Origin of the sequence: Acinetobacter genomosp. 15BJ, from assembly GCF_000400715.1 — a bacterium.
In the GTDB taxonomy this organism is placed as follows: Bacteria; Pseudomonadota; Gammaproteobacteria; order Pseudomonadales; family Moraxellaceae; genus Acinetobacter.
On sequence record NZ_KE007347.1, the window covers coordinates 2,126,959 to 2,145,559 of the forward strand.

Sequence of the window (18,601 nt, forward strand, 5' to 3'; positions counted from 1 at the left end):
CATTAATTTTACTGATTTTTCTAAATTTACTTCCGCTTGTAATATAAGCGCATATAAGTCGTTATCGGTTGGTTATACGTTTCTGAATTAGGATCTGCATCCAATACTCGACGCATTGTCGAAGCTTTGTCCGCAAGATGCTCAAATTTTTGCGTTGGAAATTGGATTTCAGCAAGGGCGTACCGATTTACAGTTGCATCCTCAACATGACGCATATCCGCATCTTGCAACGCTAATAAGCTCTTTTGATATTGTTGAGGAATATCAACAATAAATAATGTATTGTTATCCCAGATTTCTTTAAAACGAGATTCATCAAAGCTAATATTGCCTAACGCAGGATCTGCGACGTAAACTCGCCCATCTTTATATGCTTTATATACAACAAAATGCTTAAAGCCAGCATAAGTAATAGGAACAATCGCTGGTTGCTTTAACGAGATAAGATCTGAAAATTCCCCACGATAGCCTCCACTATTAATCCCTAAAGCGGAAACAAAACGTTTCATATCTAATAAAGAGAAACTACGACGCTCAATAATACGCTGGTACTCACCATACTGGAGTAGACCGCTCATTGTTTGCTGTTCAGTTAAACGTAATCCCCCATAACCATTTAATAAAGTTGTTAAGGCAGCTGAACCACAACTATAATCATAAGCCTGACGAACGATCCCCCGAAACTGATCCTCTGTAGCAGGTTTAATAACTACTGCTTCACGGTGGTTGCGAGTAAAGGAAGGATAACGAGAATCCAAGGTTTCTGTATAATATACAGATCCTTCTGGTTTTTTTTCTATTTCAAAGGCTTGCGTTGTAAAGTAATACATCAATGCCGAGCCTAAAGCGATCTCTAACATAAGTCTCTTTTTCTAACAATGGCAGCACTTGCCTTATTCATCTTATTTTTAGTGTCTATGACACTACATCCCTGCAAGATGAAGATACCTTCTTTTATAAAAAAATACATCTTTTTTTTGGTTTTTTTTGACAGAATGTTATTTTTTTTATTATTACACCTACAATTTGACAAATATTGCCTTTAAGCAAACATTTTTATAACAATTATTTATAATTTTAACTTTTTATTTTTAAAAATAAAACCGAATAATTCACTTAAAGTCTATAAACGATAGGCATAAAATAACAACACATCAGCACCATAATTTAAAACAATCAACAACTCATGTTATTACTCCCTTCAGTATTATTATTTACATTATGAAAACTCTACTTAAAAACAAAAAAAGCGCAAAATGCGCTTTTTTTTGTTTGATAACTGATTAGTGACCAGAAATCGTAATTACTGCACCAGAAGCTGCTGTAGGGCCAGAACCATAGGTAGTTTTTAAACCTTGGATTTCTACGTCACCGATTGAACCTGCAGTCGCACTACCTAAATGAACACCTTTAATGTAAATATCTGTACCGTTTGCTGGAGATTGACTCACAATTCTTAAGAACCCGTCATTAGCACCTGCAACACTTTCACCAACTACACTTACATTTGCCTTAACAGTCATGTCATTACTGCCATTATCAGCAACTTTAATGCTATCTAGACGAATTTCACCCGCCAATGTACTTGCAACAGCTGTTGAAGTTTGTTGACCAATTGTTGATTTATCTTTAATACCTAGATTGGTAATTTCCAAACCACCAGTCATTGTAGTATTCAACATGATCATTGCACCTTGAGGAGCAGCACCTAATTGAATATTCGCATCCATCGTACCTGTTTTTAATGTTAAGCCAGATAAGATTTCATTTGCTGCACCAGTAGTGCCACGTTGGATATTTGTTGTACCTTGAGTTCCAGAAGCAGCAACTTCGATTTTACCAAGACTAATATTCAAACCAGATACTTTAGCTGCAACATTAAGGAACGCACCGCCCGTTGCTGTAGTACCAGCATCCGTATCAATTTTCAAATCAGCCAAGTTATGAGAAGGCAACAATGCAGCCATATTTGGTGTAACTGAAACGTTGTTTACAACAATTGCACCAGCAACACCTGTACCACCAGAACCAATTGTACCTGCTGCGCCACCGTTGTTAGCATAACCGTCATTATCATGAATTAATAATTTATCGATCGTAACAGAGCTAATACCAAGACCAATATTAATCCCATCTTGACCTGTTGCAGCGCTTAGTGCAGCATCATCCATTGACTGCATAGCCATTGCATTTGCGCTAATCGCCATTGAAGAAACTAAAGCTAGTTTAGTAAACATTTTCATTGAGCACTCTCCCAAGAGCATTTATTTTTTGACTTACACTACTCTAAACTGTCCACGGTCGTTTTATTCTTAAATGACAACTTGAACTTCCAATCCTTGAGTAGTTCGCTTAGCAATTACTAAATTACCTGTTTGTTATTTTATGTTCAACTCCTGTTAACTGCTTTTTATCCACAAACCGACAAACGGCATATAAAACAATCAACATCATTTTTTTAAAAAAATTGTGACAACAACATGTAATTATTCATGATTTTTATCATATTTTTTGAACATCAAATCCAAAGTTAAAACTATTTACCATTTATCATCATCAAAAATCAGATAAAAAGTGTTAACAAAAGTGCTTTATCTATTCTAATTTGATAAATACATCATTTATTTGATCTAAGCAATCTTCGCTCAAAAGCATCCATTTTTTCATCAAACAGTAGGATAAACACCAGTTTGATATTTTTGGATGTAGTACAATTTCTCTCTTCAAATGTAGATACAAGTTTTTCCGTTTTATGTCTTATTTTCAGCAAAAGCTTAACACGCAACCCACATCTGCATTTGAGCTTCTGTCCCGACTGTTTGATTTAACTGGGTTGGTTTATTTGCATGACCAAGGTGCACCTGTTATTGCATTTTTACCCAAAGAGTTTTTAATTTTTCAGCAATCTAAACTTCAACAATTTCAACAAATACAATTCAATCAATATCAATTAAAATCTGAAGCACTTTCGCTGATAGAATTTTCTAAATTTCGCCATTCAACAACCTCTAATAGTGCTAATAATTTTAAAGGGGGTTACATTGGCTTCTTTAGTTATGACTATAGTGCAGATCAATTTACAACAATTGATTCACACCCACAGCCAAGTTTTTTCTTGGGCCAATATTCTAGTTTTTTAAAACATGAGAACGGTGTTTGGCAGTTTTATAGTGATGAGGACCATGCTGAAAGCATTTATCAACAAATTTCAACGTTGGTCAATACATCTAACATACTTGAAACAATAGCATTAAATGAAAAATGTCAGCCACGCTGGTCTAAACAACAATACTTTACTGCATTCGATCAAGTACAGGAATACATCAAAGCTGGCGATTGTTATCAAATTAATCTGACTCAAGAATTTACAGCAAATGTACAAGGCTCATTATTAAGCAGTGCCCATGATTTATGGGAACTCACCCAAGCACCCTATGCTGGTTATCTCAAAATCAATGATTTTGAATTGCTCAGTTGCTCTCCTGAACTGTTTATTGAATTCAAGGACAACCGAGAAATTAAAACACGTCCAATCAAAGGTACCATGCCACGTTTTGACGATCCACAACAAGATCAGATCTCAAAAGATAAACTCAGCCACTCTGAAAAAGATCAGGCTGAGAATGTCATGATTGTCGATTTGCTCCGCAATGACTTGAGTGTCTATGCTGAAACAGGCTCTGTTGAAACAACCAAATTATTTGAAATTGAAAGTTTTAATCAAGTCCATCATATGGTCAGCGAGATTATGGCAACCTTAAAAGCAGAAATCAATCCAATGCAAATGTTATTGTCTGCCCTACCAGGTGGTTCAATCACAGGTGCGCCGAAGATTCGTGCCATGCAAATCATTGAAGAATTAGAAGGTGCGCCGCGCGGTGCTTATTGTGGCAGCTTAGGTTATTTTAATTTCGACGGTACAGGTTGTTGGAATATCTTGATTCGCAGTATTCAAAAATATCAGGATCAATTATCAATGTGGGCGGGTGGTGGCATCACCATTGCTTCTAATGCAGAAGCAGAATATCAAGAATGCTTTGATAAAATTTCTGCCATGCTTGATTTACTCAATACATGGCAGACATCTGAACAATAAGCGTCAATACAGATTTATAAAATTTGCGTTTTAAGCGTATCGACTAAACGCTGGTTTTGTTCATCTGTACCAATCGTGATACGCAAGAATTGATTAATGCGCGGCTTATTGAAATAACGCACAATAATCCCCTGTTCACGCAATTGTTGAGCCAGCTGAGCAGCATCATGTTGCGGATGTGTAGCAAAGATAAAATTGGCTTTCGAAGGCAATAGCTCAAAGCCTAAAGCTATGAGATCACTCACTAATTTTTCTCGGCTCTCAATCACTTTGGCACATTGCGCTTCAAAATAAGCTTGATCTTCGAATGAAGCCACGGCTGCTGCTATCGCAAAACGATCGATTGGATAGGAGTTAAAACTATTTTTGACTGCTTCAAGTGCCGCAATCAAATGCGCTTGTGCAATGGCAAAACCAACGCGTAAGCCCGCCAATGAACGTGACTTAGATGTCGTTTGGCAAACCACTAAATTTTCATAGCGGTTGACCAATTGCACCGCTGACTCAGCACCGAAATCGACATAGGCTTCATCAATCACAACCACACGATCTGGATTTGCCTTAAGCACCTGTTCAATGTCATCTAAACCGAGCGCAATACTGGTTGGTGCATTTGGATTGGTGATAATAATACCGCCATTTTCCTGCTCGTAATCCGATACATCAATTTCGAATTTTTCATTCAAAGGAATCTGCTTAGTTTGAGTTGCAAAAAACTGGCTATACACAGGATAAAAACTATAAGTAATATCTGGATAAAGAATCGGTTGTTTCTGGATAAAAAAAGCTTTGAAGATATGTGCCAATACCTCATCCGACCCATTACCGACAAAGACTTGAGCCACATCAACATGCTGTTGTTTGGCAATCGCCTGCTTTAAAGTCGTCGCGTCTGGATCAGGATACAGACGTAATGCATCAGCATGATCTGCTAAAACAGCTTGGACTGCTTCTACCACTTTTGGTGATGGCGGATATGGGTTTTCATTGGTATTCAATTTGAGTAAGTTCTGAATTTTAGGTTGCTCACCTGGTACATAAGGCTCTAATTCACGAACTTCGGGGCTCCAAAAACGCATTTGTTCTGCTGTAAACGTCATTGTTCTACTCTCATGTATCCTAAAAAAGGGGCTAACTAGCCCCTATCAATCTTTGAATCGGTTATTGGTAACGATAACGGGCTGAGCGCGCATGGGCATCAAGATTTTCTTGCACTGCCAGCACATCCGCTGCTTTTGCCAAGTGCTTGACACCCTCTTGAGAGCACATAATCAAGCTAGAACGTTTCTGGAAATCATAAACACCGAGTGGTGAAGAAAAACGCGCTGTCCCCGATGTCGGCAAGACATGGTTTGGACCGGCACAATAGTCACCAATCGCTTCTGGGGTATAACGTCCCATAAAGATTGCACCCGCATGACGAATCTCCTGACTCATTAATTCAGCCTCATCAAGACAGAGTTCTAAATGCTCTGGTGCGACCTGATTAATCAGTTCAATTGCTTCTGCACGATCTTTTACCAACACCAATGCACCACGATTTTGAATCGAAGTTTTGGCAATTTCGGCTTTTGGTAATTCAGTTAAGTGCTTTTGAATCGCGGCTTCAACTGCATTTAGCAACGCTTCATCTGGAGTAATGAAAATCGCTTGTGCAACCGTATCATGCTCAGCTTGAGACAATACGTCCATGGCTAGCCATTCAGCATTATTGTCACCTTCGGCATAGACCAAAATTTCCGAAGGTCCAGCGATCATATCGATACCAACCTGACCAAAGACAGCACGTTTTGCGGCTGCTACAAATCGATTGCCTGGCCCCGTAATTTTGTCTACCGCAGGAATGGTTTGTGTTCCATAAGCCAATGCAGCAACAGCCTGTGCACCACCAATAGTAAATACTCGGCTTACACCTGCCAAATAAGCAGCTGCCAATACCAATGGATTCAACTCACCATTTGGCGCAGGAACGACCATGATAATTTCAGGTACACCGGCTACATGTGCAGGCAAAGCATTCATGAGTACCGATGATGGATAAGAGGCTAATCCGCCAGGCACATATATTCCAACACGATCCAGCGGTGTGACTTTTTGGCCTAAGGTATTGCCTAACTCATCAATATACGTCCAACCTTCCTGCTTTTGTGCTTGATGGAAAGAACGAATGCGTTTTGCAGCAAGTTCTAATGCTTCACGGATTTCAACACTTAAGCCATCAAATGCGGTTTTAAGTTGTGTTTGAGTCAGTTCTAAGTCAGAGAATTGATGCGCTGGATGTCGATCGAACTGTTGCGTTAATTTAAGCACATGATCATCACCATGCTGACGAACATCAGCAATAATTTGATCTACAGTTTGTATTAATTGAGGATCATTAACCGTTTCAAATGCTAAAAGTTCAGCAAATGTCTGTTTAAAATTTTGATCCTGAGTCGATAAACGTCGCATCAATTTACCCACAAGGCGAATAAGAGAGCGCTAAGTTTACTCTTTTTCAGTGTACTTGTGGGTACAATATAGGCTAAAAAAATCAATCAGAAAGAGAGGGTTCTTCGATCAATCCATAATTTCTACTTTTATCTTTTTAATCAAAACATTTAGCTATCAAAAACAAAAGTTAAATTTTTTTATTCCATTTGTCACAAAACAAAAGGCTGAATCGTCAAATGAATACCCCCGTTGATTTTAATCAGGAACACTATAATGACGACACTCAATATTCATCCGAAAAAACATTTGCCCGAGTCAATTCATCACCTCTATCAAGTCCATCAAAATATTCTCGATTCAGCTCTGATAGATCGCTCGCTTTATCATCTTGTTCTATTACGTGCCTCACAAATCAATGGTTGTGCTTTTTGTGTGAAGATGCATATCACAGAAGCTTTGGCAGATGGTGAAATACAATCACGTTTGGACCGTTTGGTGGTATGGCGACATTGCAATGATTATACGGATCAGGAAAAAGCCGCCTTTGCTTGGGTTGAAGCACTCACGACTTTACACCCGCTCACTGATTATGAACCGTTACGCATAACGCTTTTGAAATATTTCAGTGAGCCACAAATTTCAGCTTTAACTTTACTGATTGGCATGATTAATTTGTGGAATCGAGTTGCAATTTCACAGCATTAACATCTATGAAAGCATCAGGCATGATTAGCCAACATGATTTAACGATTTTTGAGACAAGCCGAACATTTCTGTTCGGTCTTGCTTATCGACTATTAGGAACAACAAGTGATGCGGAAGATGTTTTACAGGATATTTTTATAAAATGGCAGCAGCAACCTAAGCAAGATATTCTCAACCCTCAAGCTTGGCTGACCTCTGTATGCACACGCCATTGCATTGATCTACTCCGTGCTCACCACAGATCTAGAACTGAATATACGGGAACATGGTTACCTGAACCCTATCATCATACAGAAACATTCTCGGTCGAATCCGACTATACCCTCTCCACCGCTTTCCTTTTAGTTCTTGAAAAACTTTCAGTTAAAGAACGTGCGGCATATTTACTACATGACATCTTTAATCTTGACTATGTTGAAATTTCAGAAATTCTTCGGGAACAACAAAGTAATTGTCGACAATTGGTGGCCCGCAGCAGAAAACGTATTGCAGATGAACCGAATGTTCTCGCGAATCATCCGACTCAGCAGCAAATCAACTTACTCAATGCATTCAAGATCGCCATTCATTCACATGACCTGAATCAACTCACACAATTACTTAGTGACGATATCCAATTTGCAGCAGATGGCGGTGGTAAAGTCTCCGCTATTCGACAGCCTTTCATTGGCCAACCGCCTATATTACGTTTCTTTGAACGCTTGCTTTTTCAGGCGTGGATAGAGCTCTCTTGGGAAATGTGCCATATCAATGGCAGTGTCGGTTTTAAACTCTATGACTCAGACCATTGTTGTGTCATGGTACTTACTTTTGCTTTCAATGATCAGCAACAGCTGCAAAGTATTTATTCTTTACGTAATCCAGATAAACTCAAATAAAAAGGCCAACCGAAGCTGACCTTTTTATTCAATTCAATCTAAAACCTAGTTTTGACGTGCTTTTATAGCTTGTTCAAGTTGTGTCAAAATCGGATTTAACACCGCTTGCTTACGCTTAAAGCTCGCCTTATTGACGATTAAGCGTGAAGAAACTTTGCAAATTTCTTCTAATGGCTCTAAGCCATTGGCACGTAAAGTATTACCTGTATCAACCACGTCGACAATGTAATCACCTAACCCAACCAAAGGTGCAAGTTCCATTGATCCGTACAGCTTAATTACATCAACCTGCTCACCAAGGCTTGCATAGTATTGACGAGTCAAGTTAACGTATTTGGTCGCGATTTTTAAACGGCCTTTTGGTCGTTCCATGCCGACTTTACCCGCCGTCATCAACTTACAATTGGCAATTTTTAGATCAAGCAACTCATAAACATGTTGCGCACCATGTTCCATCAATACATCTTTACCCGCTACACCAAAGTCTGCTGCACCATTCTCAACATAAGTCGGAACATCAGAAGCACGTAGAATCAAAATACGAACTTTTTTGTGCGTGGTTGGAAAAATCAATTTGCGTGATTTATCTGGATCTTCAAGTAAATTAATACCCGCCTTTTCAAGCAACGGTAATGTTTCCTTTAAGATACGACCTTTACTGAGTGCTAAAGTTAAACCATGATCAAAATTGCCCATTACGTCAAAATTTGGATCATCGTTTCTTAAGTCATTCATCCTTTTACTCGCTTAATCTGAGCACCTAAACTTTGCAATTTTTCTTCCACATGTTCGTAGCCACGATCGATATGGTAGATACGATCAACCAGTGTTTCACCTTCAGCAACCAAAGCAGCTAAAACAAGTGAGAATGAAGCACGTAAATCAGTTGCCATTACAGGTGCAGCCTGAAGTGTTTCCACACCTGTTACGACCGCATCATGTCCTTCAACTTGGATGTTAGCACCCATACGTGAAAGTTCTGGTACATGCATAAAACGGTTTTCGAAAATGGTTTCAGAAATCGTCGCAAAACCACGACCAATCACATTGACCGCCATAATTTGCGCTTGCATGTCTGTTGGAAATTCTGGATGCGGCAGTGTTCTAAAGCTCACAGCTTTAGGGCGTTTGCCCTGCATATCCAGCTCAATCCAATCATCACCACGAGTGACTTCGGCACCCATTTCTTCGAACTTATCCAATACTGCTTCTAATAATGAAGGATCAGTATGAGTGGTTTTCACTCGTCCACCAGTAATGGCAGCGGCAGCTAAATATGAACCTGTTTCAATACGGTCTGCAACAACTGCATATTCACAACCATGTAAGCTTTCAACACCAGTAACGACTAAAGTATCGGTATCTAAACCTTCAATTTTAGCGCCCATCTTAATCAACATTTGCGCAAGATCGGTGATTTCTGGTTCACGAGCAGCATTACGAATCGTGGTTACACCTTCAGCGAGTGCAGCAGCCATCAAGATATTCTCAGTACCACCAACGGTCACCATATCAAAGACAACTTCACCACCTTTCAAACGACCATCAACTGAAGCATGGACATAACCATTTTCAACCTCAATCTGCGCACCTAAAGCTTCTAAAGCTTTTAAGTGTTGATCGACTGGACGTGAGCCAATCGCACAGCCGCCTGGTAATGATACTTTTGCATTACCATAGCGCGCTAATAAAGGACCAAGCACTAAAATAGATGCACGCATGGTTCGTACAAGTTCATATGGTGCAAACTGGTTATCTAATGTTGATGCATCAGCACAAACCGTTTCACCTTCATAGCTCATGGTCACACCAAGACCAGCAATCAACTTAACCAATGTGTTTACATCTTTTAGATTAGGTACATTGGTTAGCTTAATCGGAGAGTCAGCAAGGATCATTGCTGCAAGTAAAGGTAAAGCTGCATTTTTAGCACCAGAAATGCGTACTTCACCTTCGAGCTTAACACCGCCCGTAATTAAAAATTTATCCATTAATATTTAAGCTCCGAAAAGGCTTGCTTTGCGCCATTCGTCTTTTGTCATTGCGCGAATCGTAACAGCGTGAACTGCACCACTCGCAATATAAGAATTTAGAGGTGCATAAACGGCTTGTTGACGAGCAACGGTACGCTTACCTTCAAACTGATCATCCACAATACGAAGGTCAAATTTCCCAGCTTGACCGCTCACTGCTACTTCTGCTTCAGGGAAAGCTTCTTTTAAAATTTGCGTGAGCTGCTCACTATTCATTACAAGGCCTCTTATACAACCATTGGTGTAAAACCAGCTATTTTACTATAACTTTTTCACATAATTCAGTAAGCAGTTTCTTTTTTTATCAATAAAAAAAGAGGCTTCACAAAAAGCCTCTTATACAAAATAAAAAATTAACTCAAAAGTGCCAGTTCATGTTGATACGAACATTGAATTTTTCGATGTTTTGCTAGCTGGCGTTTTAATTTATCTGTCAGTTTTCGAATTGAAGTATACATATCATCGGCTGTCGCCTGTGCAAACAGTTCTACCCCCGGCAAACGTATAATCGCTTCAGCGATATGATTTGCACTACCTTTGTGTGAACGTTTGTCAATTTGATGATCTTTAGCCAGCTTGATTTGCATACTATTGACCTGATCTAGATGTTTGGTCATTTGACTAAACTTTTCTTTTATATTTTCTTCAATGGCTGGTGTAATGGTTAAATGGTGCCCACGAATCGTTATTTGCATAATTCTATCCCTCACCTTTTTCTCAGGATACAAGAAAATCGCTTCAGCAAATTTAATGCACATTATCAGTGGTTCAATATCCATTAAATCATTTCAGCGATTCCTCTAGTGATCATTAAAAAAATTCATTATTCCGTAATAATGAACCCCTAGAATAGTCACACCTTGAAATTTAGATCAAGACTTTTCTTTCAGAAGATGAGGCAATATGTAACGATTCACGATATTTTGCCACCGTGCGTCGAGCCACCTCAATCCCTTCATTCTTCAACATTTCAGCAATTGCATTATCCGACAAAGGCTTACGTGGATTCTCACTTGAAACGAGTTTTTTTATCATGGCACGAATTGCCGTCGATGAAGCCTCACCACCAGTTGTTGTTCCAACATGACTAGAAAAGAAGTATTTCAATTCGAATAAACCACGTGGTGTCAGCATATATTTATTGGTTGTTACACGAGATACGGTCGACTCATGCAATTCAACTTCTTCTGCCACATCACGAAGCACTAAAGGCTTCATCGCTTCTGGACCTTGCTCCAAAAAAGCTCTCTGATGCTCAACAATACAGGTTGCTACCTTCAACAAAGTCTTATGGCGCTCATCAATACTCTTGATAAAATTCTTCGCTTCCAGCATTTGATTGCGCAGATAGACATTATCGTCACTTTGATCAGCTCGACGAATCATGCCTGAATAAAAAGAATTGATCCGTAACTTAGGCAATACATCAGGGTTTAGTTGAACTTGCCAATGTTGATCTTTCTTCGAAACTACTACATCAGGAACTTGGTATTCTGATTCTTGTTGGTTGAACTCTAGCCCAGGATAAGGCTTCAAAGTCTTCAACAAATCAACGGCACTTTTTAATTGCTCTTTAGATAGCCCCGTTTGCTTTAACAGCTTATTCAGGTCATTCGAAATCAGTAACTCATAATATTTCAATAAATTTCTAGCTTCAGCTAGATAGGGAACTTTATCATTAAAAATTTCAAGTTGGATTTTCAAGCATTCTGCTAAATTTCTGGAACCGACACCAATAGGATCAAGACGTTGAATATGTTTTAAAACAACAATAATTTCATCTTGCTCAACCTCTTCCTCACTCTCCATTTCCTGTAAAAGTCGAGAAACTGCAAGCAAAATGTCATCCAACTCGGCATCGAGGAAACCTTTATCATCAAGAGAGTCTACAATGCAATATGCAATCAGTTTATCTACAGTCGAAAAATGCAAAAGATTGACTTGATCTAAAATGTGCTCTTTGAGGCTCAGCTGTACCTGACGATTGTCTTCTCTTTCTTCATATTCTGGTGAGGCCAAAGCAGTCGATTGATGGGTGTAAATATCATCCCATTCAGTATCAACAGGTAAATCATTTGGAAGATGATCCGCATTCAGTTCAGTGGTTAAGTCTCCATTCTCTTTTTCTTCTAGAGAAGAAAGACTTTCCGTTGTACCCATATCTTCTATTTTTTCAAGCAATGGATTACTGTCTAACTGGATTTGAATTTCTTGTTCAAGCTCTAAACTTGATAACTGTAAAAGACGTATTGCCTGCTGCAATTGAGGAGTTAACGATAAGCTGTTCGCAACTTTCAATCCAACAGATAATTTCATAGTCTTTCCTTTTATTAAAATAAGCAAAAAACATGCCTATAAAAATATTTATAACATAAAGCAATGTTTCCGCATACAAGGAAAAACCTTTTCAACTGACTTATCTGTTCAAAAAACTAGCAAGAAGTTAAATATTTATTGCAATACTGAATCTACCCCGACTTCAGCCCTTCTCATAACATTATAAATGTTAGCTCAAATCAAATAAAATCTATCCACTCGGGTCGCATCTTTTTTATAACAGCAATACAGTCGACTACTTTATATTCTGCTGCTTTAGGCATTCGATCATTTCATCCAATACTTTTTGCCCTATAGTTTTTAAAACAAGCTCATTTAAATCCCCTACTAAAAAACCAGACCAAGTCGTACTCGTTGAACCAGAAGAATGCGCATAACGTCCACAACCGGACCAGACTTTTTGATCTGATGTAATAGAAGCTACATACAGCTCCCCTTCAGGATCATCCAATATCCATTCGCGAATAACGCTAGGTGCTTGATATTGTTGCTTAGGTTTTTCCAACCACTTCCATACTAAAAAACCTAAATAGACAACTCCAATAGCAGATAAAAGTTCATAGAGAATCATATCAGTCCTAATATCATTTCTTATTTACATTTAATCAGGATAAAAATAGCACAACTCTTTAAATATTGACTTAGATTTTCTTTTCTTCCGTCCAATAAAAAACACCCCCAACCGTTAGGTTGGGGGTGTTTAGTATTTAAAAGCTGGCGATGACTTACTCTCACATGGCAAGTGCCACACTACCATCAGCGCTAAGAGGTTTCACTTCTGAGTTCGGGAAGGGATCAGGTGGTTCACTCTTGCTATTGTCGCCAGCAAACTGTTGTGGTGCTTTCGGGTCTTAATCACGATGTATTGTCGTATGCCTTACTTACGGTCCAAAGAGTTATTAACGGATTAGATAATTGGTCTGTATTGTAACTAGTTTATTCACTAAATCAAGTTCAATCAGTTGTTTTCACTTCTGACTGTTTGGTTTTGAATCGAATTGAGCTTTATATACAACTGCTTGGGTGTTGTATAGTCAAGCCTCACGAGCAATTAGTATTGGTCAGCTTCACACGTCACCGTGCTTCCACACCCAACCTATCAACGTCCTAGTCTCGAACGGCTCTTTAGAGGAATAAATTCCTAGGGAAATCTTATCTTGAGGTAGGCTTCCCGCTTAGATGCTTTCAGCGGTTATCCCTTCCGAACATAGCTACCCGGCGATGCGACTGGCGTCACAACCGGTACACCAGAGGTTCGTCCACTCTGGTCCTCTCGTACTAGGAGCAGATCCTCTCAAATTTCCAGCGCCCACGGTAGATAGGGACCGAACTGTCTCACGACGTTCTAAACCCAGCTCGCGTACCTCTTTAAATGGCGAACAGCCATACCCTTGGGACCTGCTTCAGCCCCAGGATGAGATGAGCCGACATCGAGGTGCCAAACACCGCCGTCGATATGAACTCTTGGGCGGTATCAGCCTGTTATCCCCAGAGTACCTTTTATCCGTTGAGCGATGGCCCTTCCATACAGAACCACCGGATCACTAAGACCTACTTTCGTACCTGCTCGACTTGTGGGTCTCGCAGTTAAGCGCGCTTTTGCCTTTATACTCTACGCGTGATTTCCGACCACGCTGAGCGCACCTTCGTACTCCTCCGTTACTCTTTAGGAGGAGACCGCCCCAGTCAAACTACCCACCAGACATGGTCCTCGCCCCGGATTACGGGGCAGAGTTAGAACCTCAACATTACCAGGGTGGTATTTCAAGGACGGCTCCATTAGAACTAGCGTTCTAACTTCAAAGCCTCCCACCTATCCTACACAAGTAAGGTCAAAGTTCAATGTCAAGCTGCAGTAAAGGTTCACGGGGTCTTTCCGTCTAGCCGCGGGTACACTGCATCTTCACAGCGATTTCGATTTCACTGAGCCTCTGCTGGAGACAGCGCCGCCATCATTATGCCATTCGTGCAGGTCGGAACTTACCCGACAAGGAATTTCGCTACCTTAGGACCGTTATAGTTACGGCCGCCGTTTACTGGGGCTTCGATCAAGAGCTTCGCTTACGCTAACCCCATCAATTAACCTTCCAGCACCGGGCAGGCATCACACCCTATACGTCCACTTTCGTGTTTGCAGAGTGCTATGTTTTTAATAAACAGTTGCAGCGGCCTGGTTTCTGTGGCTGCCAATAGCTCAGGGAGCAAGTCCCATCACCGTCAGCAGCGTACCTTCTCCCGAAGTTACGGTACCATTTTGCCTAGTTCCTTCAGCAGAGTTCTCTCAAGCGCTTTGGTCTACTCGACCTGACCACCTGTGTCGGTTTCGGGTACGATTCCTGTGTAACTGAAGCTTAGAGACTTTTCCTGGAAGCATGGTATCAGCCACTTCACTGTACAAGTACAGCTTGCTATCAGTTCTCAGCATAGAGTACCCCGGATTTGCCTAAGATACATGCCTACAACCTTCCACCTGGACAACCAACGCCAGGCTGACTTAACCTTCTCCGTCCTCTCATCGCATTACACAGAAGTATTGGAATATTAACCAATTTCCCATCGACTACGCCTCTCGGCCTCGCCTTAGGGGTCGACTCACCCAGCCCCGATTAACGTTGGACTGGAACCCTTGGTCTTTCAGCGAACGGGTTTTTCACCCGTTTTGTCGTTACTCACGTCAGCATTCGCACTTCTGATACCTCCAGCATACTTCTCAATACACCTTCATCGGCTTACAGAACGCTCCCCTACCACTTGACTTAAAGTCAAATCCGCAGCTTCGGCACATAGTTTTAGCCCCGTTACATCTTCCGCGCAGGCCGACTCGACTAGTGAGCTATTACGCTTTCTTTAAAGGGTGGCTGCTTCTAAGCCAACCTCCTAGCTGTCTATGCCTTCCCACATCGTTTCCCACTTAACTATGATTTTGGGGCCTTAGCTGGCGGTCTGGATTGTTTTCCTCTTGACTACGGACGTTAGCACCCGCAGTCTGTCTCCCGGATAGTACTCATTGGTATTCGGAGTTTGCATCGGTTTGGTAAGTCGGGATGACCCCCTAGCCGAAACAGTGCTCTACCCCCAATGGTATTCGTCCGAGGCGCTACCTAAATAGCTTTCGGGGAGAACCAGCTATCACCAGGCTTGATTAGCCTTTCACCCCTATCCACAAGTCATCCCCTGGCTTTTCAACGACAGTGGGTTCGGTCCTCCAGTTAGTGTTACCCAACCTTCAACCTGCTCATGGATAGATCGCCTGGTTTCGGGTCTATACCCAGCAACTAAACGCCCTATTAAGACTCGATTTCTCTACGGCTCCCCTATTCGGTTAACCTTGCTACTGAATATAAGTCGCTGACCCATTATACAAAAGGTACGCAGTCACCGAACAAGTCGGCTCCCACTGCTTGTATGCATGCGGTTTCAGGATCTATTTCACTCCCCTCACAGGGGTTCTTTTCGCCTTTCCCTCACGGTACTGGTTCACTATCGGTCAGTCAGGAGTATTTAGCCTTGGAGGATGGTCCCCCCATATTCAGACAAGGTTTCACGTGCCTCGCCCTACTCGTCATCATTGTGTGTGCCCTTTCGTGTACGGGAATATCACCCTCTACGTTCGCACTTCCCAGAGCGTTCCACTAGAACACACACAACTTAATGGGCTGCTCCCCGTTCGCTCGCCGCTACTAAGGGAATCTCAATTGATTTCTTTTCCTAAGGGTACTGAGATGTTTCACTTCCCCTCGTTCGCTTCATAAGCCTATGTATTCAGCTTATGATACCCGCCTTATAGCGGGTGGGTTCCCCCATTCAGAAATCTCCGGATCAAAGGATATTTGCCGCCTCCCCGGAGCTTATCGCAGGCTATTACGTCTTTCATCGCCTCTGACTGCCAAGGCATCCACCACATGCACTTAATTACTTGACTATACAACCCCAAACAGTCGTTAACACATACAAGTGAGTGTTATCGTTGCAAACTTAATTGCTACTATCTGTTGTCTGTGAATTTAATCACTATACAGCTTCAATCTAATTCATATACCAAAACGCTTGATTCAGTGTTTTTGCTAGTTCTCAGATTAATTCTTCATCTAACTGAAATACTTACGTATTACCGTTAGTGTCAAATTAATCGAGTTTGAACAATTTATTTCAGACTCAATTTTCTAATCTGTTAATGATTAACTACCACCTCGTCGGTGAGTAGTAAACTGTGATAAATCACAGAAGTTAATAAACCAAGATCATTCGATCTTCTTATTTATTAATTTCTATAAGCTATCTTTGGAATTTAACTTTCGTTTTCTACATTACTTCGTAATGTATGGTGGAGACTAGGAGAGTCGAACTCCTGACCTCCTGCGTGCAAAGCAGGCGCTCTACCAACTAAGCTAAGTCCCCAGCTTATCACTTAATGAACGACATATCTTTCAATCTAAGCTACTGCAATCAGATTTGGTGGGTCTGACAAGACTTGAACTTGTGACCCCACGCTTATCAAGCGTGTGCTCTAACCAACTGAGCTACAGACCCTCAGATACATCTTCGAAGAACAACTTGTTGTGGATTCTTACCGGTCACCAATCTTTCGTTAAGGAGGTGATCCAGCCGCAGGTTCCCCTACGGCTACCTTGTTACGACTTCACCCCAGTCATCGGCCACACCGTGGTAAGCGTCCTCCTTACGGTTAGACTACCTACTTCTGGTGCAACAAACTCCCATGGTGTGACGGGCGGTGTGTACAAGGCCCGGGAACGTATTCACCGCGGCATTCTGATCCGCGATTACTAGCGATTCCGACTTCATGGAGTCGAGTTGCAGACTCCAATCCGGACTACGATCGGCTTTTTGAGATTAGCATCCTATCGCTAGGTAGCAACCCTTTGTACCGACCATTGTAGCACGTGTGTAGCCCTGGTCGTAAGGGCCATGATGACTTGACGTCGTCCCCGCCTTCCTCCAGTTTGTCACTGGCAGTATCCTTAAAGTTCCCGGCTTAACCCGCTGGCAAATAAGGAAAAGGGTTGCGCTCGTTGCGGGACTTAACCCAACATCTCACGACACGAGCTGACGACAGCCATGCAGCACCTGTATGTAAGTTCCCGAAGGCACCAATCCATCTCTGGAAAGTTCTTACTATGTCAAGACCAGGTAAGGTTCTTCGCGTTGCATCGAATTAAACCACATGCTCCACCGCTTGTGCGGGCCCCCGTCAATTCATTTGAGTTTTAGTCTTGCGACCGTACTCCCCAGGCGGTCTACTTATCGCGTTAGCTGCGCCACTAAAGCCTCAAAGGCCCCAACGGCTAGTAGACATCGTTTACGGCATGGACTACCAGGGTATCTAATCCTGTTTGCTCCCCATGCTTTCGTACCTCAGCGTCAGTATTAGGCCAGATGGCTGCCTTCGCCATCGGTATTCCTCCAGATCTCTACGCATTTCACCGCTACACCTGGAATTCTACCATCCTCTCCCATACTCTAGCTGACCAGTATCGAATGCAATTCCTAAGTTAAGCTCAGGGATTTCACATCCGACTTAATCAGCCGCCTACGCACGCTTTACGCCCAGTAAATCCGATTAACGCTCGCACCCTCTGTATTACCGCGGCTGCTGGCACAGAGTTAGCCGGTGCTTATTCTGCGAGTAACGTCCACTCATCTTAGGTATTAACTAAGAGAGCCTCCTCCTCGCTTAAAGTGCTTTACAACCAAAAGGCCTTCTTCACACACGCGGCATGGCTGGATCAGGCTTCCGCCCATTGTCCAATATTCCCCACTGCTGCCTCCCGTAGGAGTCTGGGCCGTGTCTCAGTCCCAGTGTGGCGGATCATCCTCTCAGACCCGCTACAGATCGTCGCCTTGGTAGGCCTTTACCCCACCAACTAGCTAATCCGACTTAGGCTCATCATTTAGCGCAAGGTCCGAAGATCCCCTGCTTTCTCCCGTAGGACGTATGCGGTATTAGCATTCCTTTCGGAATGTTGCCCCCCACTAAATGGCAGATTCCTAAGCATTACTCACCCGTCCGCCGCTAAGTCATAGTGCAAGCACCATAACTCCGCTCGACTTGCATGTGTTAAGCCTGCCGCCAGCGTTCAATCTGAGCCATGATCAAACTC

Annotated in this window: 13 protein-coding genes, 2 tRNA genes and 3 rRNA genes; 3 read left to right on the forward strand and 15 right to left on the reverse strand. The window is 41.7% G+C overall.

Going from position 1 to position 18,601, the window contains the following annotated elements:
- Window positions 1–26: 26 nt before the first annotated feature.
- Window positions 27–860, reverse strand: a complete 834-nt coding sequence (locus tag F896_RS04400; RefSeq protein ID WP_016164653.1) for a putative pilus system C39 family peptidase FilB — start codon at window positions 858–860, stop codon at window positions 27–29.
- 423 nt (window positions 861–1,283) lie between these two features.
- On the reverse strand, window positions 1,284–2,243 hold the full coding sequence (locus tag F896_RS04395; RefSeq protein ID WP_016164654.1) for a putative pilus system protein FilA: 960 nt from the start codon (window positions 2,241–2,243) through the stop codon (window positions 1,284–1,286).
- 509 nt (window positions 2,244–2,752) lie between these two features.
- Here F896_RS04395 and F896_RS04390 point away from each other — a divergent pair.
- A complete protein-coding gene (locus tag F896_RS04390; RefSeq protein WP_016164655.1) occupies window positions 2,753–4,096 on the forward strand; it encodes an anthranilate synthase component I family protein in 1,344 nt (447 codons plus the stop codon).
- 14 nt (window positions 4,097–4,110) lie between these two features.
- Here the strand turns inward: F896_RS04390 and hisC are convergent, their stop codons facing one another.
- Window positions 4,111–5,196 (reverse strand): histidinol-phosphate transaminase, encoded by a 1,086-nt coding sequence (gene hisC / locus F896_RS04385; protein WP_016164656.1) that lies wholly within the window; start codon window positions 5,194–5,196, stop codon window positions 4,111–4,113.
- Between the two features lie 61 nt (window positions 5,197–5,257).
- Window positions 5,258–6,547 carry a histidinol dehydrogenase gene (hisD, locus tag F896_RS04380; RefSeq protein WP_016164657.1) on the reverse strand — a complete coding sequence of 430 codons (1,290 nt, stop codon included), beginning with the start codon at window positions 6,545–6,547 and terminating at the stop codon, window positions 5,258–5,260.
- A 255-nt stretch (window positions 6,548–6,802) separates the two neighbouring features.
- Between hisD and F896_RS04375 the strand changes: the two genes are divergently transcribed.
- Together F896_RS04375 and F896_RS04370 are read left to right on the forward strand one after the other, a co-directional pair.
- Window positions 6,803–7,234 (forward strand): carboxymuconolactone decarboxylase family protein, encoded by a 432-nt coding sequence (locus tag F896_RS04375; protein ID WP_016164658.1) that lies wholly within the window; start codon window positions 6,803–6,805, stop codon window positions 7,232–7,234.
- 5 nt (window positions 7,235–7,239) lie between these two features.
- Entirely contained in the window at window positions 7,240–8,112 is an 873-nt protein-coding gene (locus tag F896_RS04370) for a sigma-70 family RNA polymerase sigma factor (protein ID WP_016164659.1), read from the forward strand.
- Between the two features lie 45 nt (window positions 8,113–8,157).
- Here the strand turns inward: F896_RS04370 and hisG are convergent, their stop codons facing one another.
- From hisG to F896_RS04315, 11 genes are all read right to left on the reverse strand, one after another.
- Window positions 8,158–8,847 (reverse strand): ATP phosphoribosyltransferase, encoded by a 690-nt coding sequence (gene hisG / locus F896_RS04365; RefSeq protein ID WP_005151374.1) that lies wholly within the window; start codon window positions 8,845–8,847, stop codon window positions 8,158–8,160.
- Window positions 8,844–10,103: a UDP-N-acetylglucosamine 1-carboxyvinyltransferase gene (gene murA, locus F896_RS04360; protein WP_004804524.1), complete on the reverse strand. Its 1,260-nt coding sequence runs from the start codon at window positions 10,101–10,103 to the stop codon at window positions 8,844–8,846. The genes hisG and murA overlap by 4 nt, the downstream gene beginning before the upstream one ends.
- 6 nt (window positions 10,104–10,109) lie before the next feature.
- A complete protein-coding gene (gene ibaG, locus F896_RS04355; RefSeq protein WP_005151378.1) occupies window positions 10,110–10,361 on the reverse strand; it encodes a BolA family iron metabolism protein IbaG in 252 nt (83 codons plus the stop codon).
- Window positions 10,362–10,498: 137 nt separating this feature from the next.
- A complete protein-coding gene (gene hpf / locus F896_RS04350; RefSeq protein WP_004655596.1) occupies window positions 10,499–10,840 on the reverse strand; it encodes a ribosome hibernation-promoting factor, HPF/YfiA family in 342 nt (113 codons plus the stop codon).
- A gap of 172 nt (window positions 10,841–11,012) precedes the next feature.
- Window positions 11,013–12,461 (reverse strand): RNA polymerase factor sigma-54, encoded by a 1,449-nt coding sequence (locus F896_RS04345; protein ID WP_016164660.1) that lies wholly within the window; start codon window positions 12,459–12,461, stop codon window positions 11,013–11,015.
- A 256-nt stretch (window positions 12,462–12,717) separates the two neighbouring features.
- Window positions 12,718–13,053, reverse strand: coding sequence for a hypothetical protein (locus tag F896_RS04340; protein ID WP_016164661.1), 336 nt, complete (start codon window positions 13,051–13,053; stop codon window positions 12,718–12,720).
- Between the two features lie 141 nt (window positions 13,054–13,194).
- Window positions 13,195–13,309: ribosomal RNA gene (gene rrf, locus F896_RS04335) — 5S ribosomal RNA — on the reverse strand.
- Window positions 13,310–13,512: 203 nt separating this feature from the next.
- A 23S ribosomal RNA gene (locus F896_RS04330) occupies window positions 13,513–16,404 on the reverse strand.
- A 400-nt stretch (window positions 16,405–16,804) separates the two neighbouring features.
- A tRNA-Ala gene (locus F896_RS04325) sits at window positions 16,805–16,880 on the reverse strand.
- Between the two features lie 55 nt (window positions 16,881–16,935).
- A tRNA-Ile gene (locus F896_RS04320) sits at window positions 16,936–17,012 on the reverse strand.
- A gap of 59 nt (window positions 17,013–17,071) precedes the next feature.
- Window positions 17,072–18,601 (reverse strand): 16S ribosomal RNA (locus F896_RS04315); the annotation flags it as partial.

Bases quoted from the DNA above. Each gene is read 5' to 3' on its own strand.
- F896_RS04400 (WP_016164653.1), bottom strand. From the start codon at position 860: ATGTTAGAGATCGCTTTAGGCTCGGCATTGATGTATTACTTTACAACG.
- F896_RS04395 (WP_016164654.1), bottom strand. From the start codon at position 2,243: ATGAAAATGTTTACTAAACTAGCTTTAGTTTCTTCAATGGCGATTAGC.
- F896_RS04390 (WP_016164655.1), top strand. From the start codon at position 2,753: ATGTCTTATTTTCAGCAAAAGCTTAACACGCAACCCACATCTGCATTT.
- hisC (WP_016164656.1), bottom strand. From the start codon at position 5,196: ATGACGTTTACAGCAGAACAAATGCGTTTTTGGAGCCCCGAAGTTCGT.
- hisD (WP_016164657.1), bottom strand. From the start codon at position 6,547: ATGCGACGTTTATCGACTCAGGATCAAAATTTTAAACAGACATTTGCT.
- F896_RS04375 (WP_016164658.1), top strand. From the start codon at position 6,803: ATGACGACACTCAATATTCATCCGAAAAAACATTTGCCCGAGTCAATT.
- F896_RS04370 (WP_016164659.1), top strand. From the start codon at position 7,240: ATGAAAGCATCAGGCATGATTAGCCAACATGATTTAACGATTTTTGAG.
- hisG (WP_005151374.1), bottom strand. From the start codon at position 8,847: ATGAATGACTTAAGAAACGATGATCCAAATTTTGACGTAATGGGCAAT.
- murA (WP_004804524.1), bottom strand. From the start codon at position 10,103: ATGGATAAATTTTTAATTACGGGCGGTGTTAAGCTCGAAGGTGAAGTA.
- ibaG (WP_005151378.1), bottom strand. From the start codon at position 10,361: ATGAATAGTGAGCAGCTCACGCAAATTTTAAAAGAAGCTTTCCCTGAA.
- hpf (WP_004655596.1), bottom strand. From the start codon at position 10,840: ATGCAAATAACGATTCGTGGGCACCATTTAACCATTACACCAGCCATT.
- F896_RS04345 (WP_016164660.1), bottom strand. From the start codon at position 12,461: ATGAAATTATCTGTTGGATTGAAAGTTGCGAACAGCTTATCGTTAACT.
- F896_RS04340 (WP_016164661.1), bottom strand. From the start codon at position 13,053: ATGATTCTCTATGAACTTTTATCTGCTATTGGAGTTGTCTATTTAGGT.